16 protein-coding genes are annotated in these 18,402 nt (G+C 52.4%); 11 read left to right on the forward strand and 5 right to left on the reverse strand.

Features of this window, described 5'->3' with window-relative positions; translation table 11 throughout:
* Positions 1–120: 120 nt before the first annotated feature.
* The 4 genes from EKM99_RS05775 to EKM99_RS05790 all read left to right on the forward strand — a co-directional run bounded on the left by EKM99_RS05775 (position 121) and on the right by EKM99_RS05790 (position 5,398).
* Positions 121–465 (forward strand): YlbF family regulator, encoded by a 345-nt coding sequence (locus EKM99_RS05775; RefSeq protein ID WP_125581775.1) that lies wholly within the window; start codon positions 121–123, stop codon positions 463–465.
* Between the two features lie 112 nt (positions 466–577).
* Positions 578–1,792, forward strand: a complete 1,215-nt coding sequence (locus EKM99_RS05780; RefSeq protein ID WP_125581777.1) for a metallophosphoesterase family protein — start codon at positions 578–580, stop codon at positions 1,790–1,792.
* Entirely contained in the window at positions 1,782–4,409 is a 2,628-nt protein-coding gene (locus tag EKM99_RS05785; RefSeq protein ID WP_125581779.1) for an ATP-binding protein, read from the forward strand. Before EKM99_RS05780 ends, EKM99_RS05785 begins: the two co-directional genes overlap by 11 nt.
* A gap of 11 nt (positions 4,410–4,420) precedes the next feature.
* Positions 4,421–5,398, forward strand: a complete 978-nt coding sequence (locus tag EKM99_RS05790) for a 3'-5' exoribonuclease YhaM family protein (RefSeq protein ID WP_125581781.1) — start codon at positions 4,421–4,423, stop codon at positions 5,396–5,398.
* Between the two features lie 139 nt (positions 5,399–5,537).
* Here EKM99_RS05790 and EKM99_RS05795 read toward each other — a convergent pair whose 3' ends face one another.
* The 3 genes from EKM99_RS05795 to EKM99_RS05805 all read right to left on the reverse strand — a co-directional run bounded on the left by EKM99_RS05795 (position 5,538) and on the right by EKM99_RS05805 (position 7,358).
* A complete protein-coding gene (locus EKM99_RS05795; protein WP_125581783.1) occupies positions 5,538–6,464 on the reverse strand; it encodes a peptidylprolyl isomerase PrsA in 927 nt (308 codons plus the stop codon).
* 112 nt (positions 6,465–6,576) lie between these two features.
* Entirely contained in the window at positions 6,577–6,897 is a 321-nt protein-coding gene (locus EKM99_RS05800; RefSeq protein ID WP_125581785.1) for a hypothetical protein, read from the reverse strand.
* Positions 6,898–6,899: 2 nt separating this feature from the next.
* The gene (locus EKM99_RS05805) at positions 6,900–7,358 is read right to left on the reverse strand and encodes an HIT family protein (protein ID WP_191983301.1); all 459 of its coding nucleotides are present in this window, start codon (positions 7,356–7,358) and stop codon (positions 6,900–6,902) included.
* 1,144 nt (positions 7,359–8,502) lie between these two features.
* On the opposite strand from EKM99_RS05805, the gene EKM99_RS05810 reads away from it, so the two are divergent.
* The 6 genes from EKM99_RS05810 (at position 8,503) to pepF (ending at position 15,141) form a co-directional block, all read left to right on the forward strand.
* Entirely contained in the window at positions 8,503–9,237 is a 735-nt protein-coding gene (locus EKM99_RS05810; RefSeq protein WP_125581787.1) for an ABC transporter ATP-binding protein, read from the forward strand.
* Entirely contained in the window at positions 9,234–10,460 is a 1,227-nt protein-coding gene (locus tag EKM99_RS05815) for an ABC transporter permease (RefSeq protein ID WP_125581789.1), read from the forward strand. The genes EKM99_RS05810 and EKM99_RS05815 overlap by 4 nt, the downstream gene beginning before the upstream one ends.
* A gap of 61 nt (positions 10,461–10,521) precedes the next feature.
* On the forward strand, positions 10,522–11,313 hold the full coding sequence (locus EKM99_RS05820) for a phosphotransferase family protein (protein WP_125581791.1): 792 nt from the start codon (positions 10,522–10,524) through the stop codon (positions 11,311–11,313).
* A gap of 65 nt (positions 11,314–11,378) precedes the next feature.
* Positions 11,379–12,026, forward strand: coding sequence for a tRNA (guanosine(46)-N7)-methyltransferase TrmB (gene trmB / locus EKM99_RS05825; protein ID WP_125581793.1), 648 nt, complete (start codon positions 11,379–11,381; stop codon positions 12,024–12,026).
* 146 nt (positions 12,027–12,172) lie between these two features.
* On the forward strand, positions 12,173–13,267 hold the full coding sequence (locus tag EKM99_RS05830; RefSeq protein WP_125581795.1) for a competence protein CoiA: 1,095 nt from the start codon (positions 12,173–12,175) through the stop codon (positions 13,265–13,267).
* A 56-nt stretch (positions 13,268–13,323) separates the two neighbouring features.
* Positions 13,324–15,141: an oligoendopeptidase F gene (gene pepF / locus EKM99_RS05835; RefSeq protein WP_164511534.1), complete on the forward strand. Its 1,818-nt coding sequence runs from the start codon at positions 13,324–13,326 to the stop codon at positions 15,139–15,141.
* A 373-nt stretch (positions 15,142–15,514) separates the two neighbouring features.
* Here the strand turns inward: pepF and EKM99_RS05840 are convergent, their stop codons facing one another.
* Together EKM99_RS05840 and EKM99_RS05845 are read right to left on the reverse strand one after the other, a co-directional pair.
* Positions 15,515–16,375 (reverse strand): DegV family protein, encoded by an 861-nt coding sequence (locus tag EKM99_RS05840; protein ID WP_125581799.1) that lies wholly within the window; start codon positions 16,373–16,375, stop codon positions 15,515–15,517.
* A 362-nt stretch (positions 16,376–16,737) separates the two neighbouring features.
* The gene (locus EKM99_RS05845; protein WP_125581801.1) at positions 16,738–17,388 is read right to left on the reverse strand and encodes a DsbA family protein; all 651 of its coding nucleotides are present in this window, start codon (positions 17,386–17,388) and stop codon (positions 16,738–16,740) included.
* Between the two features lie 357 nt (positions 17,389–17,745).
* Between EKM99_RS05845 and EKM99_RS05850 the strand changes: the two genes are divergently transcribed.
* Complete coding sequence (locus EKM99_RS05850) at positions 17,746–18,402, forward strand: GTP pyrophosphokinase (protein WP_125581803.1); 657 nt, start codon at positions 17,746–17,748, stop codon at positions 18,400–18,402.

The raw sequence follows: 18,402 nt of genomic DNA on the forward strand, positions 1-18,402 counted from the left end.
TTGTTTGGCTATCAGTTTTAAGCGGAGTCAGCTGCCTTTTGTCGCACGTTTCAGCAATATAGATTTGGAGATACAAAACGAGTCAGGGGTTCGTCCCAGACTCACTGAGGAGGAAACGTAATGGCTGACAAGATGACAGAACTGGGCGCACAAGTGACCCAAGCTCTGAAAGATTCAGAACAGTATCACGCACTCGCAACAGCATTCAACGAGATGAAGGCGGACGCCGACACCTACAAGCTGTTCAAAGATTTCCAAAACATCCAATTAGACCTGCAACAGAAACAAATGGCTGGTCAAGAATTAACGGATGCTGAAATGAAGCATGCCCGCGAAGTTGCCGACCAAGTTGGCAAAATTGACGCCATCAAGAACTTGATGGAAGCAGAACGCGGCGTCAACTCCATGTTGAACCAATTAAACAAAACGATTACACAACCCATTCAAGACATTTACGAGGGTTAAGTTTCAGTCAATCGTCGGCGCAACCACTCGCTTTGGGAGGTCGGTGCGCCGACGATTTTTTCGTTTCCGGTTCACCTCAGTCAATTAGTAAAATTCAGAATGGGAGACCCTCATGAAATTTATTCACGCAGCAGATTTACATCTCGACAGTCCCTTTTTAGGGTTGACCAGCCTGCCCAGCAGCCTACTCACGACCGTGCGGCAGTCAACGTTTACCGCCGCCACCCGCGTTTTTGACCGGGCACTTGCCGAGCAGGTCGACTTCGTTATTTTGGCGGGTGACCTGTTCGATCGCGCCGAGCAGAGTGTCGCGGCTCAGGCCTATTTATTCCAGCAATTCGACCGCTTAAATAGCGCACACATCCCCGTCATCATTAGCTTTGGTAATCATGATTATTTGGCGGATCAACATCAAACGGTGGCCTATCCCGCCAACGTGACAACCTTGGGCGCCAACGTGAGCACGCATACCTTGACGCTTAATTCTGGGGAGGCCGTGGCCATCAGCGGATTTAGTTATCCCCAGCGTTGGGTCACAACGGATCAATTGGCGGACTATCCCGTTCATGCCGCTACCGATTGGCATATTGGCGTTCTGCACGGGGCCGTGGCCACCGGTAGCGCGGACCACTACGCGCCGTTTCACGTGGCCGATATGCTAACCAAACGCTACGACTATTGGGCGTTGGGCCACATCCATCATCATCAACTATTGACCGAGCAGCCGCCCATTTTATATGCGGGTAACACGCAGGGACGGTCCATCAACGAGACCGGAGAGAAGGGCGCGTACCTAGTGACTAGTGAGTCCGGGCGCTTGGTGCCGCAGTTCTTCACCACCGCAGAAATTTTATGGGCCACGGCGACCCTGAGGAGTGCTGCGACTGATTTACGCCAGTTAACGACGGAACTGACCGCTTGGCTCACCGAGCACGTGGCGGCCCAGTCAACCTTGACGCAACTCACGATTGCCGGCGCTACGTTGGACGGCACTGATTTGGCCAGCGTGCGCAGTGGTGAGTGGCTCACACTCTATCAACGGACGCATGCCCGGCAGTTGAAGGCGGCGCAGCGGTATTTGATCAATGTCGTGATTGCCGCGCAACCCGCTAATCTGACTGCGCCCCAGATTGACGCAGCCTATTGGGAGCAGGGGGCCGCAACGATTTTTGCCCCGGCTAACCTGCAGACGACATTTGGCAAATTAGCGCAGGAACCCGCGTTGGCCGCGTGGTTTGCGCAACCGGCGACGCGTAGTCAGCTGACGGACCAGGCGCAACACCTACTAGCTGAGCTTACGGGAAAGGAGGGCCACGATGAAGCTTAACCGTTTAACAATTTATGGTTTTGGCCACTTTCACGACCGCACCTTTGATCTCTCAACGGACCTGAACTTTCTGGTGGGGCCCAACGAGGCTGGTAAATCAACCCTGACGCAATTTATCACGTCGATATTATTTGGTTTTCCCACAAAAAAACATCCGGTTCTCCGGTACGAGCCCCTAGATGGGAGTCGATTTGGGGGCGAAATTCAGTTCACGCAGGGGTCGGCGACCTATATCGTTACCCGGATGGATGGTCCCCGTGGCGGGAAAGTGACGCTTCATAATGAAACCACCGACCTCGAATTGCCCGCCAATCAGTTAGCCAATCTGCTGGCACCGGTGGACGCGCAGCTCTTCGCCAATGTTTACGCCATCAACGAACCGCGGTTGGGCGAGGTGTTTGCGGCATCGAAGCAGGAATTGATTGACCGGTTACGACACGTCGGTGCGGTTGGTAGTGATTTTTGGTTACAGCAGGCGCACCAGCTCGATCGCCAGGCTGATAGCCGGTATAAACCGCAGGGTCGCAATCCCATTTTGAATCAGCAACTACAGGAACACCGGGAGTTAACGGCCAAATTGGCCAAGGCCGACGCCGCTTATGATACCTATTGGCAGTTGCTGCAGGAGCAGCAAGACTTCCGGCAACAGCAAGCACAGATGCAAGCAACGCTCCGCCACCAGCGGCAGGTGACGGATCAGTTGACGCAGCAGGCTGCCCGGTGGTCCGCGTTTACGGAGTGGCAACGTCTTGGGCAACTGGCCCAGGCGCCGGTACCAAGCGGATTTACCGCCGCGGACGCTACTCAGCTCGAACAACTCCGCGGGCAGGCCACGGCCGCTGACCAAGCGTTAGCCGCTGATCAACAACGGTTACAGACGCTGCAACAAGACGCGCAACTACCGCCGTTATTTCAAGCTTATCTGCCGGTGGCAGCCCAGATGGATCCGCTTTTAGCGACGTTGACCACCACACGAACCGCTGACAGTGATCGGCAACGTTTAGCCGCGAGTCAACACGATCTTGAGGAGCGAGCCGGTACCATCGAAGCGCAGTACGCCACCAACGGCCAGATGCCGCGGCCGTTTTCATTGACGACCACACAGCAGGTGGCAGCACTGCAGGAGCGGTTGACGACGGCCAGTCAGAAACGCCGTCGACTCCAACAACAACTGAATCAATTAAACGAACGTTTCCAGCAACAACAGCCTGTCCGGCAGCAGCAACGCAATCCGCTAGCCGATAAACAAATTATTTGGTTGGCCGTGGGGCTGATTGTGTTAATTGGTTCGCTATTTCTTCCGGGAACCTTGTTCAAACTAGTTGGTGCCTTACTCGGGGTCGCAGTGGGGTACTACGGTGTCTTTTTGGTCGACAGCAGCACCCCTGCCAGTCGGGAGCACGACGAATTGACCGCGGACATTCGGGACGTTCAGGCCCAATTACGTGAAGGCGGCCATTTGGTAGATGACTTGAACAATCAGTTAGACGTCATCGGTGATGCGCACGGCCTGGGCGACTTGCCCACCGAACAGTGGTCCGCCGCGCAGGCCGCCATCACCGAGTGGGAACGCCTATCCCATCAAATGGAGGCCACTCACGCACAGCTGGTGAAGGCACAACAACAGGTCGCCAACTTCTTGACCGCGGTGGGAGCGGCATTACCCAGCCTTGCCGGTGAAAATTTCCAGACGGTCGCGCCCCAACTGGCAGAACTGCAGACGTTGAAGCAAGCCATTCAAAATCAAGCGGGCGACCTGGCCACCGTTGCCGAACGGTTGAAGACCGACCAAATCACGGCTGATCAGGCGCAGCAAGCACTCGCCGCCTTCCTCAGCACGCGGAATCTCCGCAGTGTGACGGCGTTTTACGACCACTACCAGGCACAGCGGGAGCGCCACAATCAAGCGGAACAGCGCACGGCATTAGCCACACAAATTGGTGCCGAGAACTTGACGGCACTCCAACAGGTGACGGATCAGACGAGCTTGACACAGGCGGTCCAGGCTGCCCAAACGCAGCAGGCTCAAACGCAACAGGCGCTGGATTTAACGACAGCCAAGTTGGCTACACTAGCCGGGCAGCTCACCCATTTAACGGCGAGCGGCACCCAGGCCACGTTGCGGCAACGACTGGCCAATTTGGAAACGCAAATGGTGGCGACCACCCAAGACTGGTTGGTCCAGCGACTCGTCAGTCAGTGGATTGCGGCGACCCTCGCTGCCGCTTCCGGCGACCGTTTGCCACAAATTGTCACCCAAGCCAGCAATTTTTATGGTAAATTAACTGAAAACCGGTATACTGAAATTGAGTTGACAGCGGATACACTCCGGGTAAAACGGGCGGATGGCGCGTGGCGGACGGTTGGCCAATTGTCACGGGGAACGGCGGAACAACTCGACCTCGCCGTCAAGTTGGCCTTCGCCGTGGTGATGCAACAACAGGTCGCCATGCCCTTGGTGATTGACGACGGCTTCGTGAACTTTGATGCCCAGCGCCGGCAAGCGGCCTATGCGTTACTGGCAGAGATTAGCCAGCACGTGCAAATTATTTTCCTGACGGCAGATACCGCTGTTGAACAGTTAAGAACGGGTAATTTAATTCGGTTAAATGACTAGGAGGGACTCACATGGCGGCAACGAAACAATTAATGGACTACGGAGTCGACGAGGCGGTTGACCTCTTCGTCCTCCTGAAAGCGGCAGACGTGCGCACGGCCAAGAATGGCAAGCAGTACATCGCCTTGGTATTTGAAGATCAGTCGGGAGAAATCTCGGGCAAATATTGGGACGCCTCACCGGATGACATCGAAAACTATGTCGCTGGTAAGGTCGTTCATTTACAAGGCAAACGCGAAAACTATCAAACGCATCCACAGATCAAGATTCTCCATTTACGCTTGACGCATCCGGGTGAGCTCAGCGACCCCAACGCCTTTATCGAACAGGCGCCCATGAGTCGCGCAGAGATGGAAGAATACATCACCCAGACCATTTTTGAGATTACCCAGCCAACCTGGAACCGGCTGGTGCGCAAGTTGATCAGTGAGTACGCAGACAAGTTCTATACGTACCCGGCGGCCAAGAGCAATCATCACGCCTTTCAGGGTGGATTAGCGTTTCACACGATTTCCATTTTAAAATTAGCGCATTCAGTGGTGAAGCAATATCCCGATTTGGACGCGCCACTACTCTTCGCCGGCGCTATCCTGCACGATTTGGGTAAGACGATTGAACTGTCCGGACCCAAGTCGACGGTGTACACGTTGGCCGGCAATCTAGTCGGGCACATTGTCCTGATTGATGGCGAATTGGTGCGCGCCTGCGATACGTTGAAATTGGATCCGCAAGCCGAAGACGTCTTGTTGTTGCGGCACATGATTTTGAGTCACCACGGCTTGTTGGAATACGGTTCGCCAGTTCGGCCAGCTCTGAAAGAGGCGGATGTGCTCCATCAATTGGACGAACTCGATGCCTCCATCATGATGTTGGACACGGTTGTCGAACACACGGAACCGGGTGAATTCTCGGAACGGGTCTTTGCTATGGACGGCCGGCGCTTCTACCGGCCATCAACGACCACCCCTCAGCCACCAACCGCGGAGTAAGCGGGTAGGGTGTCCGAATTTTAAAAACGTTACGTTGACTCACTTCAGAATCTGGAGTGGGTCTTTTTTTCGTAAGAAATCAGCCCCACAGAAAAAGGGCACCAACCCGAAGGTCAGTGCCCCAAACGTTATCGTTTAATTATTTGGATGAAGATGATGAAGTCGTTGAGCTAGAACTTGAGCTCGTTGACAGGTAGTCGGAAAGGATGTTCTTCAAGTCAGAATCCTTGATAGAAACGTTACCCTTCTTCAAGACCTTGGCAACCACGTTGTGCAGTACAGTACTGTCGTTCATGTCGTTGTCGATGATTTGCTTCGTCAATTCAGCCTTGTGTTGCTTGATGGTACCCTTACCAGGGTTGTTCAGCATCAAGATGACGTGGTAACCGTATTGCGTCTTAACAGGCGTTGCGGTGTATTCGTCAGTAGACAGCTTGAAGGCAGCCTTCTTAAAGGTTGAGTCCAAAGAAGTATCAGTGCTATCGAAGGCACTCAACTTACCACCCTTGTTCTTGGTAGCAGTATCAGTGGAGTACTTCTTAGCTAACTTCGTGAATTCGCTGCTCAAGTTGCTCTTCTTGGTCCCCTTAAGGTCCTTGATGATCGTTTGGGCAGTAGCCTTCTTGGAAACTAAGATGTGGGCAACAGTGACCTTAGGTTCGTAACTCTTGAATTGCTTCTTAAGTTGCGCGTCGGTAACTGTGACGTTGTCCTTAACGGCTTCCTTCAAAAGTAAGTTCGAACGAATTTCAGTCTTTAAGCTGGATTCCGTCATCCCACTTTGGGAAAGAACGCTCTTGAATGATGAACCGTATTGCGTCTTGTAGGTGTTGAATTGCTTGGTAACGGCAGACTTGCTGACCTTGCTACCGTATTGCTTTTCCAATACCTTGTTCAAAATCATTTGTTGCAAGACTTGCTTACCAGAAGAGGTACCCTTTAAACTGCTGTAGTACGCACTTTCGGTAATCTTACCACCGTTAGTAGTGGCAACGGTTTGGCTGCCACAACCGGCAAGCGTTACGGTCAGTAACAGGCCAGCGAAGGCGATAAACCATTTCTTCATATTCCTCAACACATCCATTCATCAAAATTGGTGCAAGCACCATACTCAAACATCATAACACAAATCATCCGAAACCGAAAAAGGTCGGCAAAGCTTTACAAAAAGTTCAAGATTATTCATCGTTTTCCTGGTCTAGGATTTCCTGGATGGCTGATAGGCGGGGTGCCGTTTTAAAAGCGAACTTATCAACCTCCGTTTGGATATCGTCCAAGACGGGTTGGGCTGCCGTTAAAGCGGCCGTCAACCGATTCGAACTCTGGGTCAAATTATCTTTGGCCCGCCGCACATTGTCGACCTGAGTAGCGGTGTGTCGTGCTTGTTGCTTCACGTGGTTCCCCCAAGTGACGGGGTCCTGCTTGGTGAGGGTGAGGTAAGCGACTAACCCCACGCCAACAGCCAGGGTGGTACCAGTTAAAAAGCGACCGAGTCCCATGATTAACCCTCCAGTTGTGCCTTGATTTTAGCCTGAATTGCGGCATAATCATCCGGCGTGTAATTTCCAGAATTATCTTTAAAAATCATTTTGAAATCATCCTGATCGGTGTAGCGTGGCACCAAGTGGATGTGGGAGTGGAAAACGGATTGGTAAGCCACAGTCCCATTATTGTTTAAAATGTTCATCCCCGTGATGGCCGGGTCAGAAGCCTTAACTGCCCGAGCAATCTTAGGAATCCGCGAAAAGACTGCGGCGGCCAAGTCGGCGTCGTAGGCAAAAATATCTTGAACGTGGGTCTTCGGAATCACCAACGTGTGGCCGGGCGTCCCTTGCGAGATATCCAGAAATGCCTTGACGATGTTATCTTCGTAAACCGTGTAGCTGGGGATTTCGCCAGTTAAGATTTTGCAGAAGACACAGTCGTCAGCGTAGTGCGGTTCTAGGGTCATTTGATCCATGAAAACTCCTTCTTTCAGTTCGATTTCATTCATTATACACCACCGCCACCGGGAGACCAACTCAGCCAGTGTTCGCGGTCACCGGGAGACCAACTCCACCTGCGGCAGTTCAGACCCGCCCCCCTATGGGGACCGACTGAAGCCTGAGAGGCGGTCTTCAGTCTTGCTTTCAAGCCGTCACCGAGAGGCCAACTCCACCTACGGCAGTTCAGACCCGCCCCCCCTGTGGGGACCGACTGAAGCCTGAGGGGGCGGTCTTCAGTCTTGCTTTTAGGCTTCACAAAGGGCGTGAGGCCTAAAAGTCATCCCGTGCTGTAAGCCGAGCGAACCCCTCGGCAACACCACCGACACAGGGGGGCGGGTCTGACTGCCTCCGGCTCCGTTGGTCTCCCGGTGACTGGCTGGCAACACTGGCTAGAGTTTCCGACTTGTTGGCCGTTTCGTTTGAACTGGAGCGCGGCGGATGGGACGGCCCAGGTCCAAAAGTATTCATGGCGCCTCCCTTTAGTGTTTTAATGGTGCCGTGTTCCAAGACAGCCCACGTGAAAAATCCCACAGATACTCATACCCACGACTGGTCGGGTGAACGCAGAGTCTTGACCAGAGTGCCACAACGGTCTGTGTAGATGGCTACCGTAAATTAAATTGGCATCACCAACAATCTCTGCCGGTGGTCTCCGTCAGCGCAACAACTAGACACAAAAGAAAGATACCGCGATACCATCCGTGGCCGAGCCCCGCCACCAGTGTCGCTGACTTGGGTGGTCTAGCCCTTGACCCTGCACCAACGCCAAGTAAAGTTGACCTTACAATCAAGAGCCGGAGGAAGCCAGGTACGTAGCCAGCTGTGTCGAGGGTGTTGGCTGAGGTTTTTGCTCAGCCTACAGCCTGGGCCGACTTTGGAAACTCGCGCTCCTAAGCGAGGTTTCAAAGCGAGGTGGAAGCCCGTTTCTCAGGCTGGAACCGGGCCCCACAGCAGGCGAAGTACCTGGAAGCCGCAGGCGGCCGGTTGTAAGTGAACTTTTCTTTAGGTCTTGACCTTAAGGAACTCGGAAAGACCACCCAAGTCAACAACATCCAGCAACCTAAAGGCCACGTATGGTATAATAGGGCGGTTAATTCAAAGGAAATGAAGGGATGCATAATGGCATTAGAAGTCAGCCATGTCGTGGGTGGATACTCACAAATTCCCGTCTTAAAAGACATTAGTTTTGACGTTAAAGACGGTGAATTGGTCGGCTTGATCGGGCTAAACGGGGCCGGCAAATCGACCACGATTAACCATGTGATTGGGTTACTGACCCCACACAAGGGTAAAATTAGTATTAACGGCGTGACCATCGATCAGGATAGTCAGGCTTACAAACAGCAGATTGCGTACATTCCAGAAACACCGGTGCTCTACCAGGAGCTCACATTGCGGGAGCATTTGGAAATGACCATCATGGCCTACGATTTAGACGCAGACAAGGCTTGGGAAACGGCTCACGAGTTGTTAAAAACATTTCGATTGGCGAACAAACTCGATTGGTTCCCGGCCAACTTTTCCAAGGGGATGAAGCAAAAGGTCATGATTGTGTGTGCCTTCATGACCCAAGCCAAGCTCTATATCATTGATGAACCATTCTTGGGCTTGGATCCCTTAGCGGTTAACGACCTCTTAAATCTGATTGAAGCCCGCAAGAAGACCGGGGCCAGCATCCTGATGTCGACCCACGTGTTGGACACGGCTCAGCGGTATTGTGACCGCTTCGTGCTTCTGCATGATGGCCAGGTCAAGACTGAAGGCACCCTCAGCGAATTGCAAGCCGCTCTTCCGGAAGCGGGGGAATCGTTGAATGATATTTACCTCTCAATGACCAAGGTCGACCGCGCATGACGGATCTATTTAAGGACCGACTGCAGCGCCATCTCCGGGAAATGGCCAAGTATCTGCGGTTGGTATTCAATGACTTCTTCGTCTTCGCACTGCTGTTCTTCTTGGGTGGCCTGGGTCTGGGCTATTCTAACATTTTAAAATCATTAAAAACGGGTCTCTGGTGGTCACCGGTCGTGGCCTTGATTGTGTTGGTCATCGTGGCCCAAATTGGTCGGTTTGCGACCCTGATTGAAGACGCTGACCGGGTCTTCCTGTTACCGAAGGAACGAGCGATGCACGCTTACTTCGTCGCTGCCCGGCGTTACAGCCAATTCTTGGCGCAGTGTACCCAGGTCATCACGTTGTTTATTTTGGCACCGTTCTTAAGTGTGGCGCTCCATTGGACCGTCGGAAAGATTCTGATTCTGGCCGTGGCGCAAGTTGTGCTCAAGGATAGTTTCCTGCGCTTAGACCTCGCCAGTGCCTACCAGGTGACGGGGCAACGCCGAATGAATCAATGGGGCTTCAAGTGGCTCCTCGCCATCGTGATTCTGGCAAGTGGCCTCTGGTTGACACCCTATCTGGCGTTAGTGCTGGCCGTCGTGGTGGACGCTGCCGTGGCCCTCTGGACGCAGCAACACTGGCAAAAGCAGCAAATCCGTTGGCGTGAGCAGATTAAGATTGAAGATAACCGGATGCTGGGCATCTATCGCTTCTTTAACCTGTTTACGGAAGTCCCAATGGTCTCTGGCACCATCAAGCGCCGCCGTTATTTGGACTGGTTGTTCACGTGCATCAAGCCCAAACACAGCCAGACGTACCTGTACCTGTTTAGTCGGGGAATGGTACGTGGCACTGATTTCAGTGGCCTGGTGGTCCGCTTGACGGTGATTGGCATGTTGCTCCTGTATTTTGTCCGCGGACAATGGTTGCCCGTCTTCTTAGCTGCACTGTTCATTTACCTGATTGGCTTTCAACTCTTGCCTTTCTTCCAGCAATACGATGACGTGGTCTTCACGCACGTCTATCCCGTCTTGCCGGAGTTCCGGTTGAAGAGTTTCGTCAAATTGGTCACGCTGATCTTAAGTGTCGCAGCGTTGCTTCTGTGGATCGTGGTTGTGATTGCCAACTTCCAGCTGGAAACGGCCGGCCTGACGCTGATTGTCGAGGTCGTGGAAGTTTGGTATCTGGCGAGAATCTACACGCCGCAACGGTTAGCGCGTGCTGATAAAAATAAGGCTTGACGTCGGCGTCATTTCCCCATAGAATTGATAATAGCTGACAAATCGAGGAGGGGTGGCACGCATGGCACTAGATATTAGTGACGGCTGGAGTTTGTATCCGCTGGGCGGTAATACGGGCACGGCGTACATGGGAACCAAGGCGTCACAAAAGGTGTTCTTAAAACAAAACGCGTCACCATTTCTAGCGGCACTCTCCATGGAGGGCATCACGCCGCGACTAGTCTGGACCAAACGGCTTGCAACTGGCGACGTCATGACGGCCCAGGAATGGTTGAACGGCCGCACGTTGCGTCGCAGTGAAATGCGGGAACAACGGGTCGCGCGGTTGATCCATCGGGTCCACCATTCCCACTTGCTCCATGATATGTTATTAAAAGTCGGCGGACGATTTACCACGCCCGCCCAGTTGTTAACTCGCTTACAGCCAGCCCTAGCTGACGACTTGCGCCAACATCCGCTGATCCAATCAGCCTTTGCGAGCTTGCAAAACGAGCAACCGCAACTGCCCAAGACGCATTATGAAGTTTGTCATGGTGATTTGAACCACAAGAATTGGCTCCTGTCCGACCGTGAGCGGTTATACCTAGTTGACTGGGATGCCGCCACGTTCGCTGATCCTGCCTTCGACCTCGGGGCACTCCTCTGTGAGTACGTCCCCTTGGAAGAGTGGCAACGCTGGTTACAAGACTATGGTGAGACCACCACACCAGATTTGACCGCACGGGTGAACTGGTATGCACGGGTTCACTGTTTAAGCGTGATTGCGGACAGTTTTCACCAGCAACGTTTTCAAATTATGAATCAACATTTAATTTTACTCGAAAAGCTGACGCGTGAGTCAGTGACTGATTAATAACGTCGGCGGGAGCGGGGACAAACCTCGCGCCCGCCGTTGTGCTTACAAGGAGGAATTTTACAGTGCGTGTGCGTAATAAACCGTGGGCCAAGGACTACATGGCCGAACATACTGAACGAATGGTCGAAGAACCAGAACCCCTGATGGGCAACTGGCAGAGTCGCTTCCCCACAGAACAACCGTTGGACGTTGAAATTGGGACGGGGAAGGGCCAATTTATCGTAGAAATGGCCAAAGCGCATCCCGACCGCAACTTTATTGGGATTGAAATCCAATTTTCCGTGATTGCGGCGGCATTGAAGAAGGTCGTTGCCAGCGAGTTGACCAACATTCAATTGGTCCACACGGATGGTGAGGCAATCAACACCTTCTTTGCAAAGGGTGAAGTGTCCGGGCTCTACCTGAACTTCTCTGATCCCTGGCCTAAGACGCGCCACGAGAAGCGCCGGCTGACGTCGCCCGTTTTCTTGGCCCACTATGCCGATGTGCTGCAGCCCAAGGGGGCCATTCAGTTCAAGACCGACAACCGGGGCTTATTTGAATACTCCCTGGGAAGCCTGAACAACTACGGCTTGGTCTTCGATGGCGTCTGGCTTGACCTGCACGCCGCGACCGATGACGTGGAAGACATTCAGACGGAGTACGAGCAGAAGTTCTCCGCTAAGGGTCCGATTTACCAGGTGATTGCGCATTTTCCGGTCGCTGACTAAGTCGACTTGATTGCTAATCGATACAGTGAAAGCTTAATCAAAATGTGAACGAATCCGTATCCTGAAATTTGGGATGCGGATTTTTTTATTTATTTTCGTACATTTGGCACTTTCTTACGGAGTTAACCTGTGAGGAGGGATGTCAGATGTTAATTGCAGCACGTGAGCAGCAGCTGGTTGATGCGAAGAATGCCAAACGGGGAGTAGCTTACGTTTGCCCGGCCTGTCAGCATGCGGTGATTTTGCACCGGGGGACGCGGGTACAGCCCTACTTCGCCCACACGCCGCAGAACCCCTGTACCTTTCAAGGCGAGGGGGAAACGGCCCAACATGTTTTGGGAAAACGACAGTTGTCAGTTTTCTTTGCCGCTTGGGGACCGGTCACGCTTGAAAAAGTTCTGCCCAGCATTGCGCAGCGTGCCGACTGTTGGATCGACCATCAACCGCGGCCGGTAGCGCTGGAATTTCAGTGTAGTCCCATCAATCGCGATGAAGTGGCCGAACGTACGCGAGGATATCAACGGCTGGGCGTTTATCCATTTTGGCTATTGGGGAGTCGCTATGCGCGGCAAAAATTAGGGTGGTCGTTGATCGACCGGTTTGCGAGCTGGCTCAGGGGATGGGGGCTTTGCCTCTTGTTCTGGGATGTGACCCGGCAAGAATTGCGCATCGACCATCACATCTGTCAGGCCGTGACCGGTGAGTACCTGTGCCAAACGGTGTGGGTGAGCGATGTGGCTGCTCTAAGTGCGGGGGCGCAACGCCGACTCTGGTGGTCAGAGCCTAACATTGCGCGTTTTCGCTTTGAACTTGACCGAGACTTGCGGCGCTCATCCTTAACGTTACGGCCCCTACAGACGGCCATTTATTTAACGGGCCACCATTTAGCCGGTTTTCCCCAAACGCTGGTGACCACCGGCGTGACTGCCCCAATCTTTGGCCGTGGCTTACTGTTATGGCGGGTCATGGTAGCGGCCTGGTTGTTTGAACGGCCAAGTCTCTTACCGGAGACCATCAACGGCCTGGCTGAGGAAGCCTTTCGTCTGGTCGGCGGGCATATTGCGGCGGTTCGGTTCACTGGTCAGCCAGCCCTTCAACAGGCCGTTGACACGTTATTAACCGACTTGATTCACGACCAGTATTTGGTAAAGATACCTACCGGATGGCGGGTGCTATCAGAACCCCATTGGGATGCCGATTATACGGCGTGGTTAGAAAATGATGAGAAAATCTTGGGCTGATTTCCCATTCCTACCGGTTAAAGTGGTAAAATGTTGCTATGCAATGTTAAAGGAGGATGAGAAATTTGAAACAAATTCCCAAGCGTTCTGCGGTACCCACGGCTTTGACCTGGGACCTGACCACCATTTATCCTGATGATGCGGCCTTCCAAGAGGCGCTGCAAGCCATTAAAACCCAATCCGATGATGCGGCGAAGTTAAAGGGCCAATTAGCCCAAAGCGGCGCCGACCTTTACCGGGTTACCCAGGCCAACTTTGACCTGCAACGGCAACTGGAACGGGCCTACGTGTACGCCTCCCTGAAAAATGATCAGGACACGGGTAACGCCGCGGCACAAGCACTGATGGGGCAGGCTGAAAGCCTCCTGGCGACAGTGGGCGCTGCCACTTCTTGGTTCGAGCCAGAAGTCTTAGCATTAGAGCCAGCTGCGCTACAGAAATTAATCGACGCTGAACCCAAGTTGGCCGACTACCAGCACTACTTTGACGTGCTGGGCAAGCAACGGGCCCACACCTTGTCCGCCCAGGAGGAAAAATTGTTGGCTGGCGCAAGCGACATTTTTTCAGCGTCTTCCAAGACATACAGCGTCCTGAGTGATGCCGACTTGAAGTTCCCAGTTGTACAAGACGAGGAAGGCAACGACGTTCGGCTCTCCGAAGGGCTGTATGGCGTGTTGCTGGAGTCAACCACCCCAGCCGTCCGTGAGCAGGCATTTAAAGCCCTCTACAGCGTTTATCAACAATTCCGTCATACCTTTGCATCAACACTGTCAAGTGAGGTTAAAACGCATAATTTTAACGCTCAGATCCGTCATTATGGAAGTGCTCGGGAAGCGGCGATGGCTGCCAACAATGTGCCAGCAGTGGTTTATGATACGCTGGTGCACACGGTCAATGATCATCTCGGCTCACTCCACCAATACGTGAACCTGCGGAAGGAAATTCTGGGATTGCCCGAATTGCACATGTACGACCTGTACACGCCGATCACCGGTGAACCTAGCCTGACTTACACCTACGAAGAGGCCCAACAGGAGGCGCTGAAGGCGCTGAACGTGCTCGGTCCCGATTACGTGGCTAACGTGCAGAAAATGTTTGATAGCCGGGCCATTGACGTCGTGGAAAACGAAGGCAAGCGGACTGGTGCCTATTCAGGGGGGATGTACGACACCAAGCCGTATATCTTACTGAATTGGCAAAATAGTCTGGAGAGCCTGTTCACGCTGGTCCACGAAATGGGTCACAGCATGCACAGTCACTATACCCGGACGAATCAGTCTTACCTGTACGGTGACTACTCGATCTTCGTGGCAGAAATTGCGTCGACGACCAACGAAAACCTCTTAACCGATTACCTGTTACAAACGCAGACGGATCCCAAAGTCCGGGCGTACGTGTTGAATCACTACCTGGATGGCTTCAAGGGGACCGTCTACCGGCAAACGCAATTCGCTGAATTTGAAGATTACATTCACCGTCAAGCCGCTGCCGGGGAAACCCTGACCGCTGACTTCATGAGCAAATTCTATGGCGACCTGAACCGGCGTTATTACGGGGATGGCGTGGTCTCTGATCCACAAATTTCAGACGAGTGGACCCGGATTCCTCATTTCTACTACAACTACTACGTTTACCAGTATTCGACTGGTTTCGCGGCCGCGACGACGCTGAGTCAACGCGTGTTGAGTGGGGATGCGGCTAAACGTGAGGCGTATCTGAACTATCTGAAGTCTGGGAGTTCTGACTTGCCATTGAACGTGATGAAGAGGGCCGGCGTGGACATGACGCAACCGGAATACTTGCAGACGGCGTTCAAGACGTTTGACGACCGCCTGGCTGAGTTCACCCAGCTCGCCCACGATTTGAAGAAGTAGCCTTGCTTTGCTGGACAGATTGATGTGAATTGCGCCTTACCGGGCGGTGAAAATGGGTCGGAACGCTGTGGGCAGGACGCCCAGAGCCGAAGGGCGGTCTCTGAGCTCGCTTTGAACCTCAGAGGGCGAGTTTCAAAGACGCCATTTACGTCGCTGACACGCCGTAAATCCCACGGCTGAGCATGTTTTCGTTGCCCTCTCGGCTCACACTGTGAAAATCGGCAACTTTTCAACTGGTTTGCGATTGGATGGTCACTCGAATCGCAGACTCGTCATCTAAACCTACCAAACAGTAAAACTAAGCCAAAAAAGACTGACGCGCCACCTCAAATCGAGGCAGTGGTCAGTCTTTTCATTTGCACAAAATTCAGTTTTAGTAAGATTGCCAATCACGTTGCCAGATCAGGCCCATTGTTTTTTCACCCGTGTGGACGCTGATTGCGGGGCCTAATTGACTCTGGACCACGCGGACCTCTGGGAATTGATCGGTCAGTTCTGCCGTCCAGTCATCGGCTAAGTCAGCGTTGTTGGCGTTGATCACCGTGACCAGTAGGGGATAGTCGACCTGGGTCAACGTAGTTTGCAGCTTGTCGGTCATGAAGCGGAACGCCTTCTTCATGGTGCGCTCCTTACCGATGGCGATGATTTTGCCCTCGTCATTGAACGTCAGGAGCGGCTTGATGTTTAGCAGGTTGCCGATAATGGCCGAACGGTTACTCAAGCGACCAGTTCGGGCCAAATGGCTCAAGTTATCCACGGCAAAGTAAACGCCCATTGTGTCGCGCAAGTCTTCCAGCTGGGGAACGATATCGGTTGCGGCGTTGCCATTTGCAATCAATTGTCCCGCCAACAAGCACATGTTTGCTTCGCCGGCACTGGCAACTAGGGAATCAACCGGGTAAATCTTAGCCTTGGTGTACGTTTTGCAAAACATCCGCAAGTTATTCAGGAACGAGGTAATCCCACTGGAAAGGTGAATCGAGATGATTTCGTCGTAGCCTTCGCCAGCGAGGCGGTCGTAGGCTTCCTCGATTTGGCCCAGAGAGACCTGTGCCGTCGTCGGCAGTTCCTGGTCGGTCTTTAAGTAGTCGTAAAATGTCCTGAGGCTCAACTTGGATTCAGCGTACTGTTGGTCGCCCAGAATCACGGTGATAGGTAAGACCACGATGTGAAATTGCTTGATCTGTTCAGGGGTGAGATAGGAGGCGGTGTCCGTTACGATAGCTGTTCGCATAAATTTTCCCTTCAGTTCAACAAAATAGTTGGGTCAATCATACCATATTGGCCTGGAATCCGGTAGTGAATGTAGTGGCAAAGTTTACAATTATCAGGCGATTGCTGCTTCCGGTAGTGTCCCCAGTTAACGTGATTGGGAAATACAGGAGGGCGTTGGGCTGCGGGGGAATTGTACCAGCGGCGGTTGTTCAACTATCTGTTGGCACACAAAAAGTCTGGGACAAAACCCCAGACTCGCATTGTATCTTCGAAGCTATATTGTTGGGAGTAGGACAAAAGGCTGCGGTTTGTCCCACGCTCACAAAAAAAGCGGCCTAGCCCTTGGGCTAAGTCGCTTAACGTAAAACGATTCATCAGTACCTACAGTACGTGAAGATTGGGTTGACTGTTGGCCAACATGAATGAAGTCGCCCGTTCATTAGTTTGATAATTAGGTTCAGCCATTAACATTTCTTTCGTGGCAACGCCTTGACTTTCGCAGACGTCGCAGAGGGCATCGTAGGTCACGTCGTTCAACAGTAACCCACAGTCGGAGACGTCGCAGTTGTAAATCACAGCGGATGAGGATTCTTCAATCTTCATCTCGGCCGCTAACTTTTGATCCGTCTTGAAGGCTTGTTTCGCCAGGTCGGATTGACAGTCTTCCGTGAACATGTCGAGGTCCAGGTGGCACTTCTTGGCCATTTCTAACGTCAGGTCTGCTGAAAAATTCTGTTGCTGACTGACTACGGCGTCCTGCATGTTGAGCAGGAACTTCCGCCCCTTACGTTTACCTTGAAAAAGGGCGGCCTTATAAGCCAAAATTGCTTCGTAGGTGACGTTGAAGCGCTCGTTTCTCTCAGCGAGGGTTGGTCGGGGAGAGAGGGATTGCGCGATGATCTGTTGGTTAAGCAACGGCACAAATTGGAACGACACCTTGCTATTGAGATGATCGGCCAACCGCATAATGTTGCGCTCGGAACGCATGCAGCGCGCGCCAAGCGGGTTGACGAACAAATAGACTTCTAACACATTGCTTCCTCCTATACCTGTCCTTGATTGGCAGTCGTGGGATCACCAATCAAAAAGTAACAATACCACTACATTACCAAATTTTCAAAAAATAGCAATTGAAACGTTTGTTTGAAGTGAAGACCGCTCATTTAAAACGCAACCTAATCATGCAACATTTTTTAACGCAGGTAAAGCTAAACGCCTCGTAAAAGTGATTGTTCGCCGCAAGTGGGGTAATCGTGAATCTTTTAACAAGTTAATGAGGTAATTACTCTCAGTTGTGGGAAAAATATGGTAAAATCGAAAGATGAGTCATGTTTTGTGCTGGAAATGATGGCGGCACGGACGTGGAACTAAGGTTGGGGGATAGTCATTATGGTAACGAATTGGGATCAATTTTTATTGCCCTATCAACAGGCCGTGAGTGAGCTGAAGGTGAAGCTCCGCGGTATCCGCAAGCAATTTGAAAATAAAAACGAGCGGCCACCAATCGAATTCGTCACGGGCCGGGTCAAACCGGTACCCAGTATCAAGGAAAAGATGTCACGGCGCCACGTAACCGAGGAACGGCTGGAACAGGACATGCAAGATATTGCGGGCTTGCGGATCATGTGCCAGTTCGTCGAAGACATTTACCAAGTCGTTGATCTGTTGCGGCGCCGGACGGACCTGACCATCCTGGAGGAACGGGACTACATTCACAACGAGAAGCCGAGTGGTTATCGGTCATACCATATTGTGGTGGAGTATCCGGTTCAACTGGTGACTGGCGAGAAGAAGATTCTGGCCGAGATTCAGGTACGGACGCTGGCCATGAACTTCTGGGCCACCATCGAGCATTCATTAAATTACAAATATCAAGGCGCCTTTCCTGAGGAACTCAGCGATCGGTTACAGCGGGCCGCTGAAGCCGCCTTTAAATTAGACACGGAAATGTCTGAGATTCGCGAAGAAATTCAAGAGGCACAACAATACACGCCGAAACATGATAGCGATGTGAATGGGACGCCTCACCAAAATAAGGAAGATTAG

Origin of the sequence: Levilactobacillus cerevisiae, assembly GCF_003946245.1 — a bacterium.
Taxonomy (GTDB): Bacteria; Bacillota; Bacilli; order Lactobacillales; family Lactobacillaceae; genus Levilactobacillus; species Levilactobacillus cerevisiae.